Source organism: Delftia sp. 11MD (assembly GCF_050907895.1).
Lineage (GTDB): Bacteria > Pseudomonadota > Gammaproteobacteria > Burkholderiales > Burkholderiaceae_C > Comamonas > Comamonas tsuruhatensis.
The window spans coordinates 5,562,814-5,579,127 of record NZ_CP194333.1 but is presented as its reverse complement, the minus strand read 5'-3'; the positions used below and the strand labels follow the sequence as shown (position 1 = coordinate 5,579,127).

At 68.1% G+C, this 16,314-nt stretch carries 14 protein-coding genes; 4 read left to right on the top strand and 10 right to left on the bottom strand.

The window, feature by feature from the left end; genetic code table 11:
• Nucleotides 1-15: 15 nt before the first annotated feature.
• From ACRSCF_RS25615 to modA, 9 genes are all read right to left on the bottom strand, one after another.
• Nucleotides 16-690, bottom strand: a complete 675-nt coding sequence (locus ACRSCF_RS25615; RefSeq protein ID WP_244387446.1) for a DUF1266 domain-containing protein — start codon at nt 688-690, stop codon at nt 16-18.
• Nucleotides 687-1,904, bottom strand: coding sequence for a hypothetical protein (locus tag ACRSCF_RS25610; protein ID WP_034364318.1), 1,218 nt, complete (start codon nt 1,902-1,904; stop codon nt 687-689). The genes ACRSCF_RS25615 and ACRSCF_RS25610 overlap by 4 nt, the downstream gene beginning before the upstream one ends.
• Entirely contained in the window at nt 1,901-4,189 is a 2,289-nt protein-coding gene (locus ACRSCF_RS25605; RefSeq protein WP_244387444.1) for a hypothetical protein, read from the bottom strand. Before ACRSCF_RS25605 ends, ACRSCF_RS25610 begins: the two co-directional genes overlap by 4 nt.
• A 210-nt stretch (nt 4,190-4,399) precedes the next feature.
• Nucleotides 4,400-5,728: a tRNA (N6-isopentenyl adenosine(37)-C2)-methylthiotransferase MiaB gene (miaB, locus tag ACRSCF_RS25600; RefSeq protein ID WP_016447987.1), complete on the bottom strand. Its 1,329-nt coding sequence runs from the start codon at nt 5,726-5,728 to the stop codon at nt 4,400-4,402.
• A 157-nt stretch (nt 5,729-5,885) separates the two neighbouring features.
• The gene (locus tag ACRSCF_RS25595) at nt 5,886-6,287 is read right to left on the bottom strand and encodes a hypothetical protein (protein WP_016447986.1); all 402 of its coding nucleotides are present in this window, start codon (nt 6,285-6,287) and stop codon (nt 5,886-5,888) included.
• Between the two features lie 73 nt (nt 6,288-6,360).
• Nucleotides 6,361-7,281 (bottom strand): formate dehydrogenase accessory sulfurtransferase FdhD, encoded by a 921-nt coding sequence (gene fdhD, locus ACRSCF_RS25590; protein ID WP_244387442.1) that lies wholly within the window; start codon nt 7,279-7,281, stop codon nt 6,361-6,363.
• 52 nt (nt 7,282-7,333) lie between these two features.
• Complete coding sequence (gene modC, locus ACRSCF_RS25585) at nt 7,334-8,464, bottom strand: molybdenum ABC transporter ATP-binding protein (RefSeq protein ID WP_432675115.1); 1,131 nt, start codon at nt 8,462-8,464, stop codon at nt 7,334-7,336.
• Nucleotides 8,461-9,141: a molybdate ABC transporter permease subunit gene (gene modB, locus ACRSCF_RS25580; protein ID WP_016453156.1), complete on the bottom strand. Its 681-nt coding sequence runs from the start codon at nt 9,139-9,141 to the stop codon at nt 8,461-8,463. The genes modC and modB overlap by 4 nt, the downstream gene beginning before the upstream one ends.
• 89 nt (nt 9,142-9,230) lie before the next feature.
• Nucleotides 9,231-9,992 carry a molybdate ABC transporter substrate-binding protein gene (gene modA / locus ACRSCF_RS25575; RefSeq protein WP_034364234.1) on the bottom strand — a complete coding sequence of 254 codons (762 nt, stop codon included), beginning with the start codon at nt 9,990-9,992 and terminating at the stop codon, nt 9,231-9,233.
• A 103-nt stretch (nt 9,993-10,095) separates the two neighbouring features.
• Here modA and ACRSCF_RS25570 point away from each other — a divergent pair, with 103 nt between their 5' ends.
• The 3 genes from ACRSCF_RS25570 (at nt 10,096) to ACRSCF_RS25560 (ending at nt 11,922) form a co-directional block, all read left to right on the top strand.
• On the top strand, nt 10,096-10,923 hold the full coding sequence (locus tag ACRSCF_RS25570; protein WP_034364321.1) for a TOBE domain-containing protein: 828 nt from the start codon (nt 10,096-10,098) through the stop codon (nt 10,921-10,923).
• A gap of 216 nt (nt 10,924-11,139) precedes the next feature.
• The gene (locus tag ACRSCF_RS25565) at nt 11,140-11,418 is read left to right on the top strand and encodes a hypothetical protein (protein WP_034364236.1); all 279 of its coding nucleotides are present in this window, start codon (nt 11,140-11,142) and stop codon (nt 11,416-11,418) included.
• A gap of 93 nt (nt 11,419-11,511) precedes the next feature.
• A complete protein-coding gene (locus tag ACRSCF_RS25560) occupies nt 11,512-11,922 on the top strand; it encodes a hypothetical protein (RefSeq protein WP_016447979.1) in 411 nt (136 codons plus the stop codon).
• Between the two features lie 81 nt (nt 11,923-12,003).
• On the opposite strand, the gene ACRSCF_RS25555 is transcribed toward ACRSCF_RS25560, so the two are convergent.
• Nucleotides 12,004-13,296 carry an MFS transporter gene (locus tag ACRSCF_RS25555; RefSeq protein WP_244387438.1) on the bottom strand — a complete coding sequence of 431 codons (1,293 nt, stop codon included), beginning with the start codon at nt 13,294-13,296 and terminating at the stop codon, nt 12,004-12,006.
• Between the two features lie 602 nt (nt 13,297-13,898).
• Between ACRSCF_RS25555 and ACRSCF_RS25550 the strand changes: the two genes are divergently transcribed.
• Nucleotides 13,899-16,067, top strand: coding sequence for a TonB-dependent siderophore receptor (locus tag ACRSCF_RS25550; RefSeq protein ID WP_244387437.1), 2,169 nt, complete (start codon nt 13,899-13,901; stop codon nt 16,065-16,067).
• The last annotated feature ends 247 nt before the right edge of the window (nt 16,068-16,314 follow it).

Below are 16,314 nucleotides of genomic sequence, written 5' to 3'. Positions count from 1 at the left end.
GCCACCGGGCAGCCGTCACCGCACCGCCTGCGGCTGCCAGGGCATGGCATGCCAGGGATGGCGCGGATCGGCCACCCATTGCTGCACCTCCTCGGGCGTCACGCTGCGGCCCAGCACGTCGGCCCGGCCACGGGCCAGCCATTGGCTGCGGCCCCGCGCATAGGCCTGGCCGAAGGCCTGCCAGCTGTCAAAGCAATCCCGCGCGCGGCATGCGTTCAGGTGAAGGATCTGCTGGTGCAGGGCCTCGTCCAGCCAGCCCAGCAGCCAGGCACATCGCACGTGGAAGGCCACGCGCGCGCAGGCAAAGGCCATGGCGGCATGGGGATCGTCGCCGGCCTGCAGGCGCTGCAGGTCCAGCGTGAACCAGCGCTGGCGCAGGCCGTCGGGCAACTGGCGTGCGATCTGGGCATCGTCCAGGTCGGTGCGCAGGCCCAGGTGGTGCAGCACCATGGGGCGCAGCTGGGTGGTCAGGGTGTCGTCGGCACCATGGAGCTGCCGGTCTGCAAAGCCGCCCTGGATGGCGTGAAAGGCCATGGGATGGGCCAGGGCCAGGGCCCAGTCCAGCGCCGCATCGCCGCTGCGGTAGCTGCTGAAGTCGCCGCGCTGGCGCGCCGCACGCCTGCGGCGCAGGCCGGCGCGCACTGCCCACCAGACCAATGCAGACAGCACAACAAGAGTGAAGGCGTTCATCGCGGATTTCCTGTCCTGCCCGGCGATCCTGCCCGGCGCCGCGCCAGCTCCAGCGACTGCTGCAGGGCCGCGCTGCGCGGCATGCGCTCGAAGGCGGGCACGGGCACGGTGTCGCGGCGTGCCGCGACCAGCCATTGCATCAGGGGCGACCGGATATCCAGCTGCTCCAGCAGCGCCGGGTGGGCCTGGAGCAGCCACAATTGCTCGGCTTCGGTGTGCAGCTCGCTGGCCGCGCACCAGGCGCCGGTGTGGCCCGAGGCCAGCAGATGCGCCGGACGGCGCACGATGCCCATGGCCAGGGCATCCGTCGGCGCCTCGCCATCGGCATCGAGGTGGTTGAGCAGGGCCAGCACGTCGGCCAGGTAGCGCGCAATCGGCGGGCGGTTCTGCTTGCCCTTGATCTGGTCGATGCACAGCCGCCCGCCGTCAAGCACCTGGGCGCTGACGGTGATGCGCGGCTGGGCCGTGCCCGTGCGGTAGCTGAACAGGCGCAGCCGGCCCTGCTCGCAGGCTTCGGCGTAGTGCTCGCCGTAGCCGCCGCGCAGCGCGCCGCGCGCGCTGAACTGGCCCAGGCAGTGGCGCATCATCTGGCTTTCATAGGCCATTTCGGCGCGCAGGTCCGGGCTTTGGGCATCGAATTCGACGAAGACACCCAGCTGGCCACGCAGCAGCGGGCGCACGGCGCCGGGTCGGTGCTCGGCCCAGCCGCTTTCGCTTTTTCTGGCGAAGGCCAGGTGCTCCAGCGTCCAGCGCGCCAGGGCCTGCGGGCAGTTGATGCGCTGCAGCTTGCCCTCAAGCGCCGTGCCGCGCCGGGTGGACAGGAACTCCAGCAGCCGGCTTTCCAGCGCCAGCAGCGGGGCGCTGTCAGGCTCCACCCACCACAGCGGTGCGCTGGCGCCGGCTGCAGGGCTGTCCTGTAGCGGTGGCTGGCAGGCCGCATGCGCGCGCAGGCGCTCCAGCGCCCAGGCGGCAGGCTCGGTGCGCCGGTGCAGGCGCAGCAGCTCGGCCTGCGTGGAGATGGGCTGAACGGCCGGCGGATCGGCGTCGAGGTTGCCGATCACGTGGCGGTAGAAGTGGTTGGCCAGCCAGGCCGCGATCTCCTGACTGTCGCCGCGCGCCGCGCTGCGCTCGCGGATGCGCTGCTTGATGTCCGGCGCATTGACCACGTCGCGCGGGCGGTAGGCGCTGGCTGCCGTGGCGGCTCCCGGGTTCACCACAGCTTCCACCAGGGCTTGCTGTCCGAGCGCAGCTTGAGGCAGCGCTGGAGGCCGTCCCTGGCCATCTTGTGCTCGGCCTCGCTGTCATCGGGGGTGAGCTTGGCGATGGCCTCGCGGTGCAGGGCCACGGCCTGATCGATGGGGCCGCAGCTTTCCATGGCGCAGGCCAGGCGGCGCAGCGTGTAGCACTCGCCCAGGGCGCGCACTTCGGGCAGCAGGGCCTCCAGGCGGGGGCGCACCACGTCGCCATGGCTTTCGGAGAAGAAGTCGAGCAGGGACATCAGGGCCGCCAGGTAGTCGCGCCGCTGTTCGCGCTGCTCGTCTGCGTCCAGTTCCTCGAACCACTGGTCCAGGCGTTCCAGCCAGATGCCGATCTCGCCCGCGCGGCCGAGCTGGTAGAGCGCCAGCGCCACGCTGGGGAAGTAGTCGGTGGGGCAGTGGCGGCTGTAGCCGTAGTCCTGGGTGAAGTGCCACAGCTGCTCTGCCGCCGTGACGATGCCGGGTCGGTCATCACGGCGGATGGCACACCACAGCAGGCCGTCATGGTGCTCGGCGAAGGGGCTGCTGGACAGTCCCTTGTGGTGCAGGGCTGCAGCCTCTTCATAGCGCTGCTGCGAGCGGTACTTGATGGCAAGGTTGTTGCAGAGCATGGAGTAGACGTGCAGGTGCGCGTCCTTGTACCTGCCCTGGCCGCTGGCCCAGAAGGCCTCGAAGCGGGCCAGGCCCTCTTCGTAGTAGCGCTGCACCAGCGGCTCGCGCACCTCGTCGTCCGGCACCTGACGGCCTTCGCCCATGAGGGCGGCCAGGTCGTCCTCGTCATCCAGCGTCACGCCCGCCGCATAGCACCAGTGGGCGCCGAAGCCCTGGGGAAAGGGCCGCTGCAGCGCCTGTGCGGCCGGCAGCGCGGCAAAGCGCGCGGCCCAGAGCATGGGCAGCAGTTCGGAGTTGGCGTGCCGGGGCTGCTCGCCCACGCCGCGCTCGAGCAGCGGCAGGGCCTGTTCCCATTGGTGGTTCCTGGCCAGGCGCCAGCCGTCGATCATGTCCAGCAGCGGATGGCCGGGCGCCTGGGTGCGCGCCAGGGCCAGGTAGTCGTCGGCGCTGCGCGCAGCAGCCGGGCTGTCTTCCAGGATCTCCTGCATGTCGGAGTCCAGGCCGGCCCAGGCCAGGATCAGCGCCCAGGCGGGGGCGTGGGCGGTGTCGCTGTCCACCATGCGCAGTGCCAGCTCATAGCCCTGGCGGGCCGATCCGGGGCGGCTGTGCAGCACGCTCTCCAGCGCCAGGTCCGCCGCATCGGCCAGGCGGCCCGCCTCTTGCAGCCATTGCAGCACCAGGCCGCTGAAGGCGTCGTCGGAGTCGTCCACCAGGCCGAAGCGGCCCAGCTCGGCCAGCTGCAGCGCGGCCTCTGGCTGGCCCATGGCATGGCAGGCCATGGCCTGCAGCCGTGCCTCATGGACCTTGCGGTGCGCGCGCACCGCCTGCGATGCGGCGGGGCTTTCCGTGCGGGCCAGGTGCTGCTGCGCCGCCATCAGCACGGCCGGAACGCTTTGCGGGGCCAGCGGCAGCACTTCGCGCGCAAGGTGCAGCCAGTCGTCGAAGTCCACGTTCTGGTCGGCGTCTGCCAGGGCCAGCTGCGCCGTGGCGGCCTGCACATGGCGCACGGTGGCCGGCACATCGCCGCGCAGGCGGGCCAGCTCGGCCTTGCGCAGGCTGGCACGCGCGTCGCGGCGCGCGGGGGATGCCTCGCCGTCGGGGTCGCTGCGCTCGTGGCTGCGCTGCAGGTCCACGCCTTGCTCGGCCAGTTCCCAGGCCTGGGCCTCGCGGGCCAGGTAGTGCCAGCCATTCCAGTAGCGATAGGGCTCGCCGGTGTGCGGCAGCCGGCCCATGAGATCGGCGGCAGGCGCGAGCAGGGCCACGCCGCCTTCGCGGTCAAAGCGCAGCCGGCTCTGGATGTCGCTGAGCGCCAGGCTGGCCGTGGCCAGCAGGTGGTTGTCGCCCTGCAGGTGCTGCAGCGTGGCATCGCGGTGCTCGCGCAGCAGGGCGTTGGCGGTCTCGGGCCGTTCCAGGTCGAGCCAGAGATCGTGCAGACGCTCCAGTTCGCTCACCGTGGCCGGCGCGAAGCGCTGCTGCGAGAGCAGCTCCATGACGGCCGCCTGGCGTTCGGCCGGGGCGATGGGGCTGGTTTCATCTTCCTGTTGCAGCAGGTCGTGCGCCTGGTCCATGAAGGCATGCAGGGCTTCGCCCTCAAGGATGGCCTGGGCGTTGGCGGGCTGGGAGGTGTTCATGGAATCGATAGCAAGCAAGCGAAGCTGGAAAAGCCATGCAGGCCGACAGACCTCAGGGCGGCAACCCGCGATGCTAGCGGGCCGGCCCGCGCCAGGCCAGTGTGGCCGGGATGTTTTCACGTCCTGTTACACGCAAAAAGCCCGGCATTGCCGGGCTTTCGTTACGCAAGAGGTCGCTGGGCCACCGGGGCCGCCGGGATCGGGTTGGGATCAGTGGCGCACCACGACCTCGCCGCGCAGCGTGAAGGTGCGTGCCTCGGTGATCTTCACATCGATCATCTGGCCGATCAGGCGTTCGTTGCCCGGGAAGTTGACCACGCGGTTGCACTCGGTGCGGCCCATGAGTTCGCTGCCATCGCGCTTGGACAGTCCTTCCACCAGCAGGCGCTGCACCGTGCCCACGCGCTCGTCGCTGATGTCCTTGATGTTGTTGTTGATCACGGCCTGCAGCTCCTGCAGGCGGCGCAGCTTGACCTCGTGGGGCGTGTCGTCGTGCAGGTTGGCGGCCGGCGTGCCGGGGCGGGGGCTGAAGATGAAGCTGAAGCTGTTGTCGAAGCGCACGTCGTGGATGAGCTTCATCATCTTCTGGAAGTCTTCCTCGGTCTCGCCGGGGAAGCCCACGATGAAGTCGCTGCTCATGGCCATCTCGGGCCGGATGGCACGCAGCTTGCGGATGGTGCTCTTGTATTCCATGGCCGTGTAGCCGCGCTTCATGGCCATGAGTATCTTGTCGCTGCCGTGCTGCACGGGCAGGTGCAGGTGGCTGACCAGCTTGGGCAGCCGAGCGTAGGCCTCGATCAGGCGCGGCGTGAATTCGTTGGGATGGCTGGTGGTGTAGCGGATCCGCTCGATGCCGGGGATCTCGGACACGTATTCCAGCAGCAGGGCAAAGTCGGCGATCTCGGCCGTGTCACCCATCTTGCCCAGGTAGGCGTTCACGTTCTGGCCCAGCAGCGTGACCTCCTTCACGCCCTGGTCGGCCAGGCCCGCGACCTCGACCAGCACGTCCTCGAACGGGCGGCTGACTTCCTCGCCGCGCGTATAGGGCACGACGCAGTAGCTGCAGTACTTGGAGCAGCCTTCCATGATGGAGACAAAGGCCGAGGAGCCTTCCACGCGCGCCGGTGGCAGGTGGTCGAATTTCTCGATCTCGGGAAAGCTGATATCGACCTGGGGCTTGTGCCTGGCGGCGCGTGCATTGAGCAGCTCGGGCAGGCGGTGCAGGGTCTGCGGGCCGAAGACCACGTCCACATAGGGCGCGCGCTTGATGATTTCCTCGCCCTCCTGGCTGGCCACGCAGCCGCCCACGCCGATGAGCACGCCGCGTTCCTTCAGGTGCTTGTAGCGGCCCAGGTCGCTGAACACCTTCTCCTGTGCCTTCTCGCGCACCGAGCAGGTGTTGAACAGGATCAGGTCGGCCTGCTCCGGGTCGTCGGTGGACTCGTAGCCCTGGGCTGCGCCCAGCACATCGGCCATCTTGTCCGAGTCGTACTCGTTCATCTGGCAGCCGAAGGTTTTGATAAAGACTTTCTTGGACATGGTGGGGTTCCGTCAGGCAGCCGCCGCACTGCAAGCGGCGGTCTGCAGAAAAATGAAGATGGCCGGGCCAGGGCGGGCGCTGTGCTCCCTGGCCCGAGCCGCTGCGCCCCGCAAGCTGCGGGCCGCGTCCATCGTGCGCGTGCGGTGTGCGCCGGCCTCAGTTGAAGAAGCGGTGCAGCATCGACTTGGGCTTGTAGTGCTTGTCGGCCTCGGCCTTGGTCAGGATCCAGGCCTGGTGCAGCCACTGCGTCTGCGGCTCGATCACATAGCCCACCACGAGCTTGCTGCCCTGGTAGTTGATGGCCTGCACCAGCGTGCGCTCGGGGCTGAACAGGCGAAAGCCCGGGCTGGTGCGAATGGTCTTGCCGTCGATTTCGACCACGGGAAACTGCGCGGTCACAACCAGCTCGCCGAACTGGGCCTGCGGCGGGAAGTTGCGTGTCTCGTTGGAGGGCAGGCCCTGCGCGGCCGCGCCCAGGCTGGCGCAGGCCAGGCCGGCGAGCAGGGCGCCGGCGCACAGGCGGCGGACGGCAGAGAAATGGGGCTTGCAGCGATTCATGGTGTACATCCAGGGGCTGAACCCGCGATTCTACGAACTTGCCGCCGCGCAGGCGCAGCACTCGGGCATTTGTTCAGGTGCGGCCCGGCGCATACAGCACCGCCTTGGGCGGGCGGCACAGGCCCCAGAAGCGCAGGCCGATCAGCTCGGCCATCTGCACGCCCATGGCCGTGGGGGCGGAGATGGTGGCCAGGGCGGCGATGCCGACCCTGGCGCATTTGCGCACCAGCTCATGGCTGCCCCGGCTGGAGAGCACGACAAAGCCGGCCTCGCCCAGGCGGCCGGTGCGCGAGAGGCGGCCGACCAGCTTGTCCAGCGCGTTGTGGCGGCCCACGTCCTCGAGCACATCCGTCAGTTGCCCGTCCAGCCCTGCCCAGCCTGCGGCATGCACGGCGCCGGCTTCGGCGTTGAGCAACTGCAGCGGCGGCAGTGCCGCGATGGCTGCGCAGACGGTGTCGGCATCGACACGGGCGATCCAGTCGTGCGCGGGCAGGGGGTCGAAGGACAGGTCCAGCGCCGCGAAGCTGTCCACGCCGCAGACGCCGCAGCCTGTGCGCCCGCTCATGCTGCGGCGCCGGTCCTTGAGGCGCGCGAAGCAGCGCGAGGCCACGTCCAGCTGCACCTCGATGCCGTCCATGCCGGACGGAAGGCCTGCCGCTTCGGCGGCCACGGCCCGCACCTCGATGCCGTAGCAGTCGGCGCCGCTGTCCAGGATGCCCTCGGTGAGCGCAAAACCCAGCGCAAAGTCTTCCAGGTCCGAGGGCGTACCCATCATCACGGCATGCGAGATGCCATTGAACACCAGGGCGATGGGGACTTCGCTGGCTAGCACCTGGGGTTCGGGCTGGAGGCTGACGGCGCCGCCATCGGCGATCCGGTGGCGCACCACCGTATGCGTGCGCAGTGCGGCAATGGCGGGCGCGGTGGAGCAGGCAGCATCTGCCGGGCCCGAGTCCGGGGCGGGTGCGGGAGCGTGTTCGGTGGTGGCGTTCATGGCGTGGGCCGCGCAGGCGGCCTGCGCATGATATCGGTGCCGCCGCGCAGCTTCAGTCCAGCAATGCCATGCCCTTGATCTGGGCGAAGACATGCATGCCCGGCGCAATGCCCAGCTGCCGGGCGGAATGCAGGGTGATGCGCGCCAGCAGGCGGGACGGGCCCAGCTGCAGCGAGACCATGACCTGGCCCGGGCCGTCCTCGCGCAGATCCTGCACGGTGGCCGCCAGGATGTTGAGGATGCTGCTGTCTTGCGGGTGCTGCAGGCTCAGGCTCACATCGCGCGCCTGCACGCGCAGCTGCACGCTCTCGCCGATGGGGCGCGGGCGGGCCATGACAAGGCGAAGGCGCCCGCCGTCGAAGGACAGCGTGCTCAGGTGGGCATCCGGATCGTGCTGCCGGATCTGCGCACTGAGCATGGCCGCTGCCGTGTCGCCCATGCTCAGCGGCAGGTCCAGCCGTGCCAGCAGTTCGCTGGTGGCGCCGGCCGCGACGATGCCGCCTGCCTTGAGCAGCACCAGGTGCTGGGCCAGGCGCGCTACCTCGTCAATGGAGTGGCTGACATAGAGGACGGGAATGTCGAGTTCACGGCGCAGCTGGTCCAGGTAGGGCAGGACCTTGGCCTTGCGCTGGGCGTCCAGCGCGGCCAGCGGTTCGTCCATGAGCAGCACGCGGGGGCTGGTGGCCAGGGCGCGCGCAATGGCCACGCGCTGGCGCTCGCCGCCCGACAGGGTGGAGGGCATGCGGTCCATCAAATGGCCTATGCCCAGCAGGGACACGGCCTGGTCCTGGGACACCTTGCGCCGCTCGGCGGGCGTGCGCCGCATGCCGTAGTCGATGTTGCGCTGCACGCTCAGGTGCGGGAACAGGCTGGCTTCCTGGAACACATAGCCCAGGGCGCGGCGGTGCGTGGGCAGCCACTGGCTGGCCGCATCGTCCTGCCAGACCTCGCCATTGACGACGACACGGCCCCGTGCGCGCTCCAGCCCCGCCAGCGCGCGCAGGCAGGTGGTCTTGCCGCAGCCCGAAGGGCCGAACAGGGCCGTGACGCCGCGCCCGGGCAGCTGCAGCAGCACATCGAGGCGGAAGTCGGCACGCTCCAGCGCCAGCGCAGCAAGGATTTGCGAAGGGCTCGCGGCGGGCACGGCGCCGGCCGAAGCAACGGGAGAGAAGTCAGTCATCATGCGCGGCGCTCCTCGCGCGGCTGCAACAGGTGCAGGGCCAGCAGCACCAGGAAGGAGAACACCACCATGCCGCCGGCCAGCCAGTGGGCGTGGGCGTACTCCATGGCTTCCACATGGTCGTAGATCTGCACCGAGACCACGCGCGTCACGCCGGGGATATTGCCGCCCAGCATCAGCACCACGCCGAACTCGCCCACGGTGTGCGCGAAGGTCAGCACGGCTGCGGTGATGAAGCCCGGGCGCGCCAACGGCAGCGCCACGGTGAAGAAGCGGTCCAGCGGCCCCGCGCCCAGGCTGGCCGCGGCCTCCATGGGGCGCGTGCCCAGCGACTCGAAGGCGCGCTGCAGCGGCTGCACCGTGAACGGCAGGGAATACACCAGGGACCCGATGACCAGGCCTGCAAAGGTGAAGGGCAGGGTGCCCAGCCCCAGCGCCTGCGTCAACTGGCCCACGGGGCCATTGGGCCCCATGGTCACCAGCAGGTAGAAGCCGATCACCGTGGGTGGCAGCACCAGGGGCAGCGCCACCACGGCGCCAATCGGGCCGCGCCAGCGCGAGCGCGTATGGGCCAGCCACCAGGCCAGCGGCGTGCACAGCGCCAGCAGCAGCACCGTGGTCACGCTGGCAAGTTTCAGCGTCAGACGTATGGCGGCGTAGTCGTCGGCGGTAAGAATCATGCTGGAAGAATTCAGTGGTTCGCAGCGCTGGTGTCGTCCCCCTACCGCGCAGCGAGAGGGGGAAGGCGCGTCAGCGCCTCAGGGGGAGCCTAGAGCCCGTAGCCGTAGGAGCGGATGATGGCACGCGCTTTATCAGCACGCAGGTACTTCATCAGCTCGGTGGCGGCTTCGTTGTCCTTGCCGCTGTTGAGCACGATGGCATCCTGGCGGATGGGCTCGTGCATGGCGCCGGGCACCTGCCAGGCCGAGCCTTCGCGCAGCTTGCCGTTTCCCATCACCTGCGACAGGGCCACGAAGCCCAGCTGGGCATTGCCCGTGGCCGCGAACTGGTAGGTCTGGGCGATGTTCTCGCCCATGACGATGCGCGGCTGCACCTGGGCCGTGATGCCCAGCTTGTCCAGCACTTCCATGGCGGCCGTGCCGTAGGGCGCGAGCTTGGGGTTGGCCACGGCGATGTGCCTGTAGTCGTCGGTCTTGAGGACCTCGCCCTTGTCGTCCACATAGCCGGGCTTGGGGCTCCACAGCACGAGCTGGCCGATGGCGTAGGTGAAGCGCGAATCGGGCAGGCCACGGCCTTCCTTGGCGATCTTTCCGGGCGTGGTGTCGTCGGCGGCCAGCAGGATCTGGAAGGGCGCGCCGTTGACGATCTGCGCATAGAACTTGCCCGTGGCGCCGAAGGACAGCAGGGCCTTGTGCCCGGTGTCCTTCTCGAACTCGGCGGCGATCTTCTGCATGGGCGCCGTGAAGTTGGCGGCAACGGCCACCGACACTTCGGCAGCCTGCGCAGCGACACCGCCCAACAGGGCAAGGGCGGCAAAGGCGGTGGCACGCAGGGGCTGGTTCACGTTCATGGGTCTCTCGCTATTCCGTTGGTGAATAGCGCAGTGTAACGACCTGAAAATGCGCATGCAGGGTGCAGGCGTTTTGCTTGGCGGGAAATAACGCTTGGCGGGCATGATGTCGCGCATGACTGCCGACGCTCCTGCCTCCCCTTCCGATCTGGTGCCCGCGCTGGGCCATGACCTGGCTGACCGCCGCCTCGCCATCCTGCGCCATATCGCAGCAGGGCATTCGATTTCACAAGCGGCGCGCGAGGCCGGCGTCAGCTACAAGGCGGCATGGCAGGCGCTGGATGTGCTGACCAATCTCGCGGGCTGTGCCCTGGTGGAGCGCTCGGTCGGCGGCGCCGGCGGCGGCGGCGCGCGCATCACCGCAGCCGGGCAGTCCCTGCTGGCCATGGCCGATGCGCTGGAGCAGGCCCGTGCACAGGTGCTGCAGCGCTTTGGCGGGCCGGCCGGCGTTTCCTCGGCGGCTCCCGGACTGGGGCTGGGCCTGCGCACCAGCATGCGCAATCTGTGGCCTTGCCGGGTCGGGGCCCTGCAGGCGCAGGGTGCCCAGGTCCGCGTCTGGATGCTGCCCGATGGCGGTGGCGATGCACCAGGCATTGCCGCACGCATCACCGCCGAAAGCGCCCAGTTGCTGGGCCTGGCCCCTGGCCTGCCCGTGATGGCGCTGTGCAAGGCCACTGCCGTCCAGGTGCTGCCAGTGGCGCCGCTGGCCGGTGCGCAGGGCCTGGCCAATGCCTGGCCTGCCAAGGTGCAACGCCTGGCCCGTGCCGAGGGGGACGGACCGCGCGAAGTGGTGGCCAGGCTGCCCTGGGGCGGCAGCGGCGTGGGGTATGCGGCGCAGCAGGCGCAAGGCGAGCCCTGGACGCTGCGCACAGGACGCAAGGTCTGGCTGTCGGTGCCGGAGTCCGCCGTGGTGCTGGCCGTGGCCGACTGACACGACTGACCTGACAGGGTCGATTGAGCTGATTGGGCCGATTGGGCGTCGAGAAGGCCGCAGCGCGTTGCGCGTGCGCTGCAGTGGCTGCAGATTCGGACGGGTCTTATGGCGCATCCCGGGCGGGATACGAAAAATTGTGCCGCAGCGCAACCTGCGCGCTCCGGTGGCGCAGGCTTTCCCGGCGACCGATCCATCGAAACCTCCCTGGCCCCCATGAGCATCCTGAAATTGCGCAGGCAAGAGAAAGTGGCGTTCTACACCGCCTTGCTGTGTTCGTCCGTCGCGGCGTTCATCTTCTTCGCGTCCAAGGACGTGGCGGACAGTCTGGAGCAGCGGCTGGGTGCGCTGGCCATCTGCATCGTCATCGGCGCCGTGGTGACCCTGTTCAATCACTGGTGGTTCAGAGTCTGGGGCTGGCACCTGGTGCCGGTCACCCTGCTCCTGTTCTATGGCGGCACGCTGGTCGCAGGCTGGCTGTTTGGTGGTCGATGATCGCGATGGTGCCGAAGGGGAACCTGCCGCAATGCTTTGCGTCGAAGAGCCTTTGCGACTGCCTCCCAGGCCTCACACGGCCTTGCCCCTGCCATGAAGACCACCCTGTCCGCCGCCCTGATCTGCCTGTTCCTGTCTGCCCCGGCCCTGGCCCGTCCGCTGGACCCAGCGCCGCTGGATGCCTCGCAGTTCAACCTGGGACTGGTCGGCCTTGCCGGCGAGATTTCGCCAGCGGAGCAGCATCTGGAGGCCATGCTCAGGCGGCCCGAGGCCAATGCCGTCCTGCTGTCGGTGATCGACGATCCGCGAAGCTCGCCCGTGGCCAAGCTCTATGCGCTGTGCGGGCTCAAGCGCATGGGCAGTGGCGGCTACGAGGCAGCGCTGGTCAAGCTGCGCGGCTTCGAGGGCCAGGTTTCCGTGATGCTGGGCGACCAGATGTTCCAGGAAGACATCCGAGAGGCGGCAGACCGCATCGAAAACCTGGAATGCAGCGAGGGCGGCTGAGCCCCTAGCCGGCCGGTCCCGGGACAAAAAAAGAGCTGCCATCGGCAGCTCTTTGCATGGCAGGGCCGTTGCACGCACCACTCAGGACAGCTCGCGACCCTTGAGTTCGGGGATCAGAAAGGCCGTGGCCAGCATGTCCAGCACATAGATGGCCGCCAGCAGGGCGATGGCCACCTGGAACGAATAGCTCATGGCCAGCGCACCGATCACCACCGGGCCCAGTCCGCCCACGGCGCGGCCGATGTTGAACAGCACGTTCTGCGCGGTGGCGCGCGCCTCGGTGGGATAGGCCTCGCTCATCACGGCGCCGTAGCCGCCCATCATTCCGTTGACGAACAGGCCCATGAGGGCGCCTGCCCAGAGCATGGCCGCAGGGTCGGACAGCTGTGAATAGAGCACGACCATGATGACCGAGCCCAGCTGGAAGATCAGGAAGCTGGGCTTGCGGCCGATGCGGTCGGCCAGCTGGCCGAAGACCCAGATGCCGACCATCATTCCCACCACGGTCACGGCAGTCCAGATCGAGGACTTGGTCAGGCTGAAGCCCAGTTGCTTGGACAGGAAGCTGGGCATCCAGATCATGATGCCGTAGTAGCCGAAGTTCTGGACCGAGGTCAGCACGATCACGCCCAGGCTGACCTTGGCCGTGGCGCGGTCCTTCACCAGCAGCTTCAGGCTTTGCAGCACCGGCACGCGGGCCGACGGCGTGGCGGACTGCTGGCGCTTCACGAAGACCTCGGGCTCGTGCAGCTTGTTGCGGATCACCCAGGCCACCACGGCCGGGATCACGCCCACCAGGAACATGCCGCGCCAGCCTATGAGGGGCAGCAGCAGCGGCGTCAGCAGCGCCGCACCCAGCACACCCATTTGCCAGCCCAGGGCCACATAGGACGAGACGCGCGCGCGGTGGCGGGCAGGCCAGGCCTCGGCAGCCAGTGCCATGCCGATGCCGAACTCGCCGCCCAGGCCGATGCCCGCAATCGTGCGGTAGGCCAGCAGGTCCCAGTAGCCCTGCGCGAAGGCGCACAGGCCCGTGAAGACTGCGAACAGCATGATGGTCCAGGTCAGCACGCGGATGCGCCCGTAGCGGTCGCTGAGCAGGCCGAAGAAGATGCCGCCGAACACGGCCCCTATCAGCGTCCAGGTCACCAGCGAGCCGGCCTGGCCCGACGTGAGGTGCAGGTCGGCCGAGATGGCCGACAGCATGAAGCCCAGGATCAGCAGGTCGAAGCCGTCCATGGCATAGCCGACGGCCGAGCCGGCCAGGGCCTTCCAGCTGTAGCCATTGACCTGGGTGGCATGGGCGCCGGCATGCGTGTCTGTGCTGGCGCCGGCAGCATGGGCTGCGAGCGCCCCGGAGGAAGTGGTGGTCACGTGAAGATCCTTGAAAGCCAGGACGGCGCGCGCTCTCGCTGGGGTGCGGCACCACGCAAAACGCCTGCACCGCCGGCTGAGCCGGCGTGCGGGCACGCTGCGCGTGTGCTGCATCCTGGGAAAGCGATGGGCACGGGAGTCCTGGTGGGAAAACAAGCTGGGCGGCCGGCATGCCGGAGCATGGCAGGGGCTGCGCGCAAAGACAGAGCGCAAGGTGCAGCGCCAAAAGACCGCTTCTGCAAAAAGCGAAAGCCCTGAAATCGGCTGGGCGATCAGGGCTTGGAGGCTGCGGGCAGGCCCGGTGAAAAGGGCGCTCCCATGCGGGCGGGCGCAATGGTAAGGGAAGTGGCCGGACAAGGCAAGTAGGGCAGGCTTGCCAGACAGCTTCTACGGCATGGGCGGCTGGTACTGCCCGGCGGGCGCGGGACGGATTCGGGTGTTGCGCGGATGCAGCAGCCCCTGTGCTGCCGATGGCCCAGACAATTGAAGAAACGATAATGAGAACAAATCGCATTCGCTTTCTCTTCATGCCCTTCGACCCATCGGAGGGCATGGCGAGGAAGTTTTTTTATTGCCGTATTGCTGTTCTCCCGGAGCATTTCATGCCACTGCATCGCCTTCAACCCGGCCATCGCCCTGCGCCTCTTGCGCTGGCCATCTCCCTTGCCATCGGCGCCCTGTCCGCTCAGGCTCAGGCATTGCCGGACACGCAGAACCCGGCCACGCTGCCCACGGTCAACGTGATCTCCAACCAGTTGGGCGAGGTGACCGAAGGCTCGGGCTCCTATACGCCGGGCACCATTGCCACAGCCACGCGCATGGTGCTGACGCCGCGCGAGACGCCGCAGTCCATCAGCGTGGTCACACGCCAGAAGATGGATGACTTCAACCTCACATCCATCGACCAGGTGATGGAGCACACGCCTGGCATCAGCATCGTCACCTATGACAGCGAGCGCACCGAGTACTACGCCCGCGGCTTCGCCATCCAGAACTTCCAGTACGACGGCATTCCGATGATGCGCGACTCCGCGTACTCGGCCGGCAACACCCTCAGCGACATGGCGATCTATGACCGCGTCGAGGTGCTCAAGGGCGCAACCGGCCTGCTCACGGGCAGCGGCACTCCGGGCGCGACCATCAACCTGATCCGCAAGAAGCCCACGCGCGATTTCCGCGGGCATGCGTCCATCTCTGCGGGCAGCTGGAGCAACTACCGCACCGAGGTGGATGTGGGCGGCGCACTCAATGCAAGCGGCAGCGTGCGCGCGCGTGGCGTGGCCGCCTACCAGGACAAGGACTCGTTCATGGACCGCTATTCGCGCAAGACCGCGACGCTCTACGGCATTGTGGAAATGGACCTGACGCCACGCACTTTGCTGACGCTGGGCGGCGATGCGCAGAACAACCGTCCGGTCAACTCCACCTGGGGCGGCATTCCCCTGCTCAATGCCGATGGCCAATTCAATGACATGCCGCGCTCGCACAACAACGGCACGCGCTGGAGCCGCTGGGACCAGTACACGCGCACGGCCTTTGCCACGCTGGAGCACAGCTTCAGCAACGGCTGGGTGGCCAAGGCGCAGTTCAACCACCAGATCAACGGCTACAACGCCAACCTGGGCGCGGCGGCTGCGGGCTTCCCCAACCCGGCCGACGGCTCCGGCGTGTCGCTGTGGCGCGGCCAGTACATAGGCCGCACCACCAGCAACGCGCTCGATGCCTATGCCAGCGGGCCCTTCTCGCTGGGCGGGCGCGAGCACGAACTGGTGCTGGGCGCCAGCGTAGCAAGGCGCCACTGGAAGAACGATGGCTACTGGCAGCTGCCCGCCGACTATGTGTCCACGGTCAATGACTACTACCACTGGAATGGCGATTCGCGCCTGCCGGTGTGGGGCGCCTCACCCGACTACGTGAACAGCGAAGTGACCAAGGAGCAGGGCTTGTACACGGCGGCGCGCTGGAACCTGGCGGCCGACCTCAAGCTGATCACGGGCGGGCGCTGGTCCAACTATCGCAACCAGGTGCAGGGTCAGCGCGAGACCGGCGTTTTCGTGCCCTATGTGGGCGCGATCTACGACCTCAATGGCAACTATTCGGTCTACGCCAGCTACACCAGCATCTTCAGCCCGCAGTCCAAGCAAAACGAGAGCGGCAAGGCGCTGGACCCGCTGCGCGGCAACAACGCCGAGGTCGGCGTCAAGGCGGCCTTCATGGACGGCCGCCTCAATGCATCGGCGGCGCTGTTCCAGCTTCAGCAAGACAACTTTGGTATCGAGACCGGCGGCCTGACGCCCGGCGGCGCCACGGCCTACCGGGCCGCCGATGGCGTCAGGACGCGCGGCTTCGAGGCGGAGATATCCGGCCAGATCACGCCCGCCTGGCAACTGCAGGCCGGTTTCTCGCATGCCATTTCGCGCGACCAAGGCAAGCGCGTGGCCACGCTCACGCCCTCCAACCAGTTCAGCCTGCACACCAGCTACAGGCTGGACGGCCCGCTTTCCGGCCTGACGGTGGGCGGCGGCGCGCGCTGGCAGGACAAGACCTGGGGCGACATCTCCACGCCATCGGGCGGCACGGCCGTTCACACCGTCAAGGGCTACTGGCTGCTGGACATGATGGCGCGCTACGAGTTCAGCAAACAGCTGTCGGCCACCGTCAACGTGCGCAACCTGCTGGACAAGAAGTACTACACCATTTTCAGCTACTACAGCACCTACACCTGGGGCGAGCCACGCTCGGTGAATGTCAGCCTGAACTACAAGTTCTGAGGCCGGGCCCGCGCTGCGCCAGCGCGGGGTCTTTGGCCCTGGCGCCAAGGGCGCCGTGCTAGGCTGGCACCCGCTGCGGCCCGTGCGCCGCAAGCGCTCCCATTGCCGTCCGTTCACTGCCCGTTGGCCGCCCGGGTCCGTCAATGACCTTGCGGTGCAGTGCGGCGATATCTCGCAGGTTTTGCCAATAAAAACAATTCTCATTACAGTTTGGCATTCCGAGTTCTCCAACCTCCGATCCTTTCTG

What these genes read in the sequence shown, in the direction of transcription:
- modA (WP_034364234.1), bottom strand. Translation starts at nt 9,992, where the DNA reads ATGAACGTGAACCAGCCCCTGCGTGCCACCGCCTTTGCCGCCCTTGCC.
- ACRSCF_RS25560 (WP_016447979.1), top strand. Translation starts at nt 11,512, where the DNA reads ATGAAGACCACCCTGTCCGCCGCCCTGATCTGCCTGTTCCTGTCTGCC.
- modB (WP_016453156.1), bottom strand. Translation starts at nt 9,141, where the DNA reads ATGATTCTTACCGCCGACGACTACGCCGCCATACGTCTGACGCTGAAA.
- ACRSCF_RS25565 (WP_034364236.1), top strand. Translation starts at nt 11,140, where the DNA reads ATGAGCATCCTGAAATTGCGCAGGCAAGAGAAAGTGGCGTTCTACACC.
- fdhD (WP_244387442.1), bottom strand. Translation starts at nt 7,281, where the DNA reads ATGAACGCCACCACCGAACACGCTCCCGCACCCGCCCCGGACTCGGGC.
- ACRSCF_RS25570 (WP_034364321.1), top strand. Translation starts at nt 10,096, where the DNA reads ATGATGTCGCGCATGACTGCCGACGCTCCTGCCTCCCCTTCCGATCTG.
- ACRSCF_RS25550 (WP_244387437.1), top strand. Translation starts at nt 13,899, where the DNA reads ATGCCACTGCATCGCCTTCAACCCGGCCATCGCCCTGCGCCTCTTGCG.
- miaB (WP_016447987.1), bottom strand. Translation starts at nt 5,728, where the DNA reads ATGTCCAAGAAAGTCTTTATCAAAACCTTCGGCTGCCAGATGAACGAG.
- modC (WP_432675115.1), bottom strand. Translation starts at nt 8,464, where the DNA reads ATGATGACTGACTTCTCTCCCGTTGCTTCGGCCGGCGCCGTGCCCGCC.
- ACRSCF_RS25615 (WP_244387446.1), bottom strand. Translation starts at nt 690, where the DNA reads ATGAACGCCTTCACTCTTGTTGTGCTGTCTGCATTGGTCTGGTGGGCA.
- ACRSCF_RS25605 (WP_244387444.1), bottom strand. Translation starts at nt 4,189, where the DNA reads ATGAACACCTCCCAGCCCGCCAACGCCCAGGCCATCCTTGAGGGCGAA.
- ACRSCF_RS25595 (WP_016447986.1), bottom strand. Translation starts at nt 6,287, where the DNA reads ATGAATCGCTGCAAGCCCCATTTCTCTGCCGTCCGCCGCCTGTGCGCC.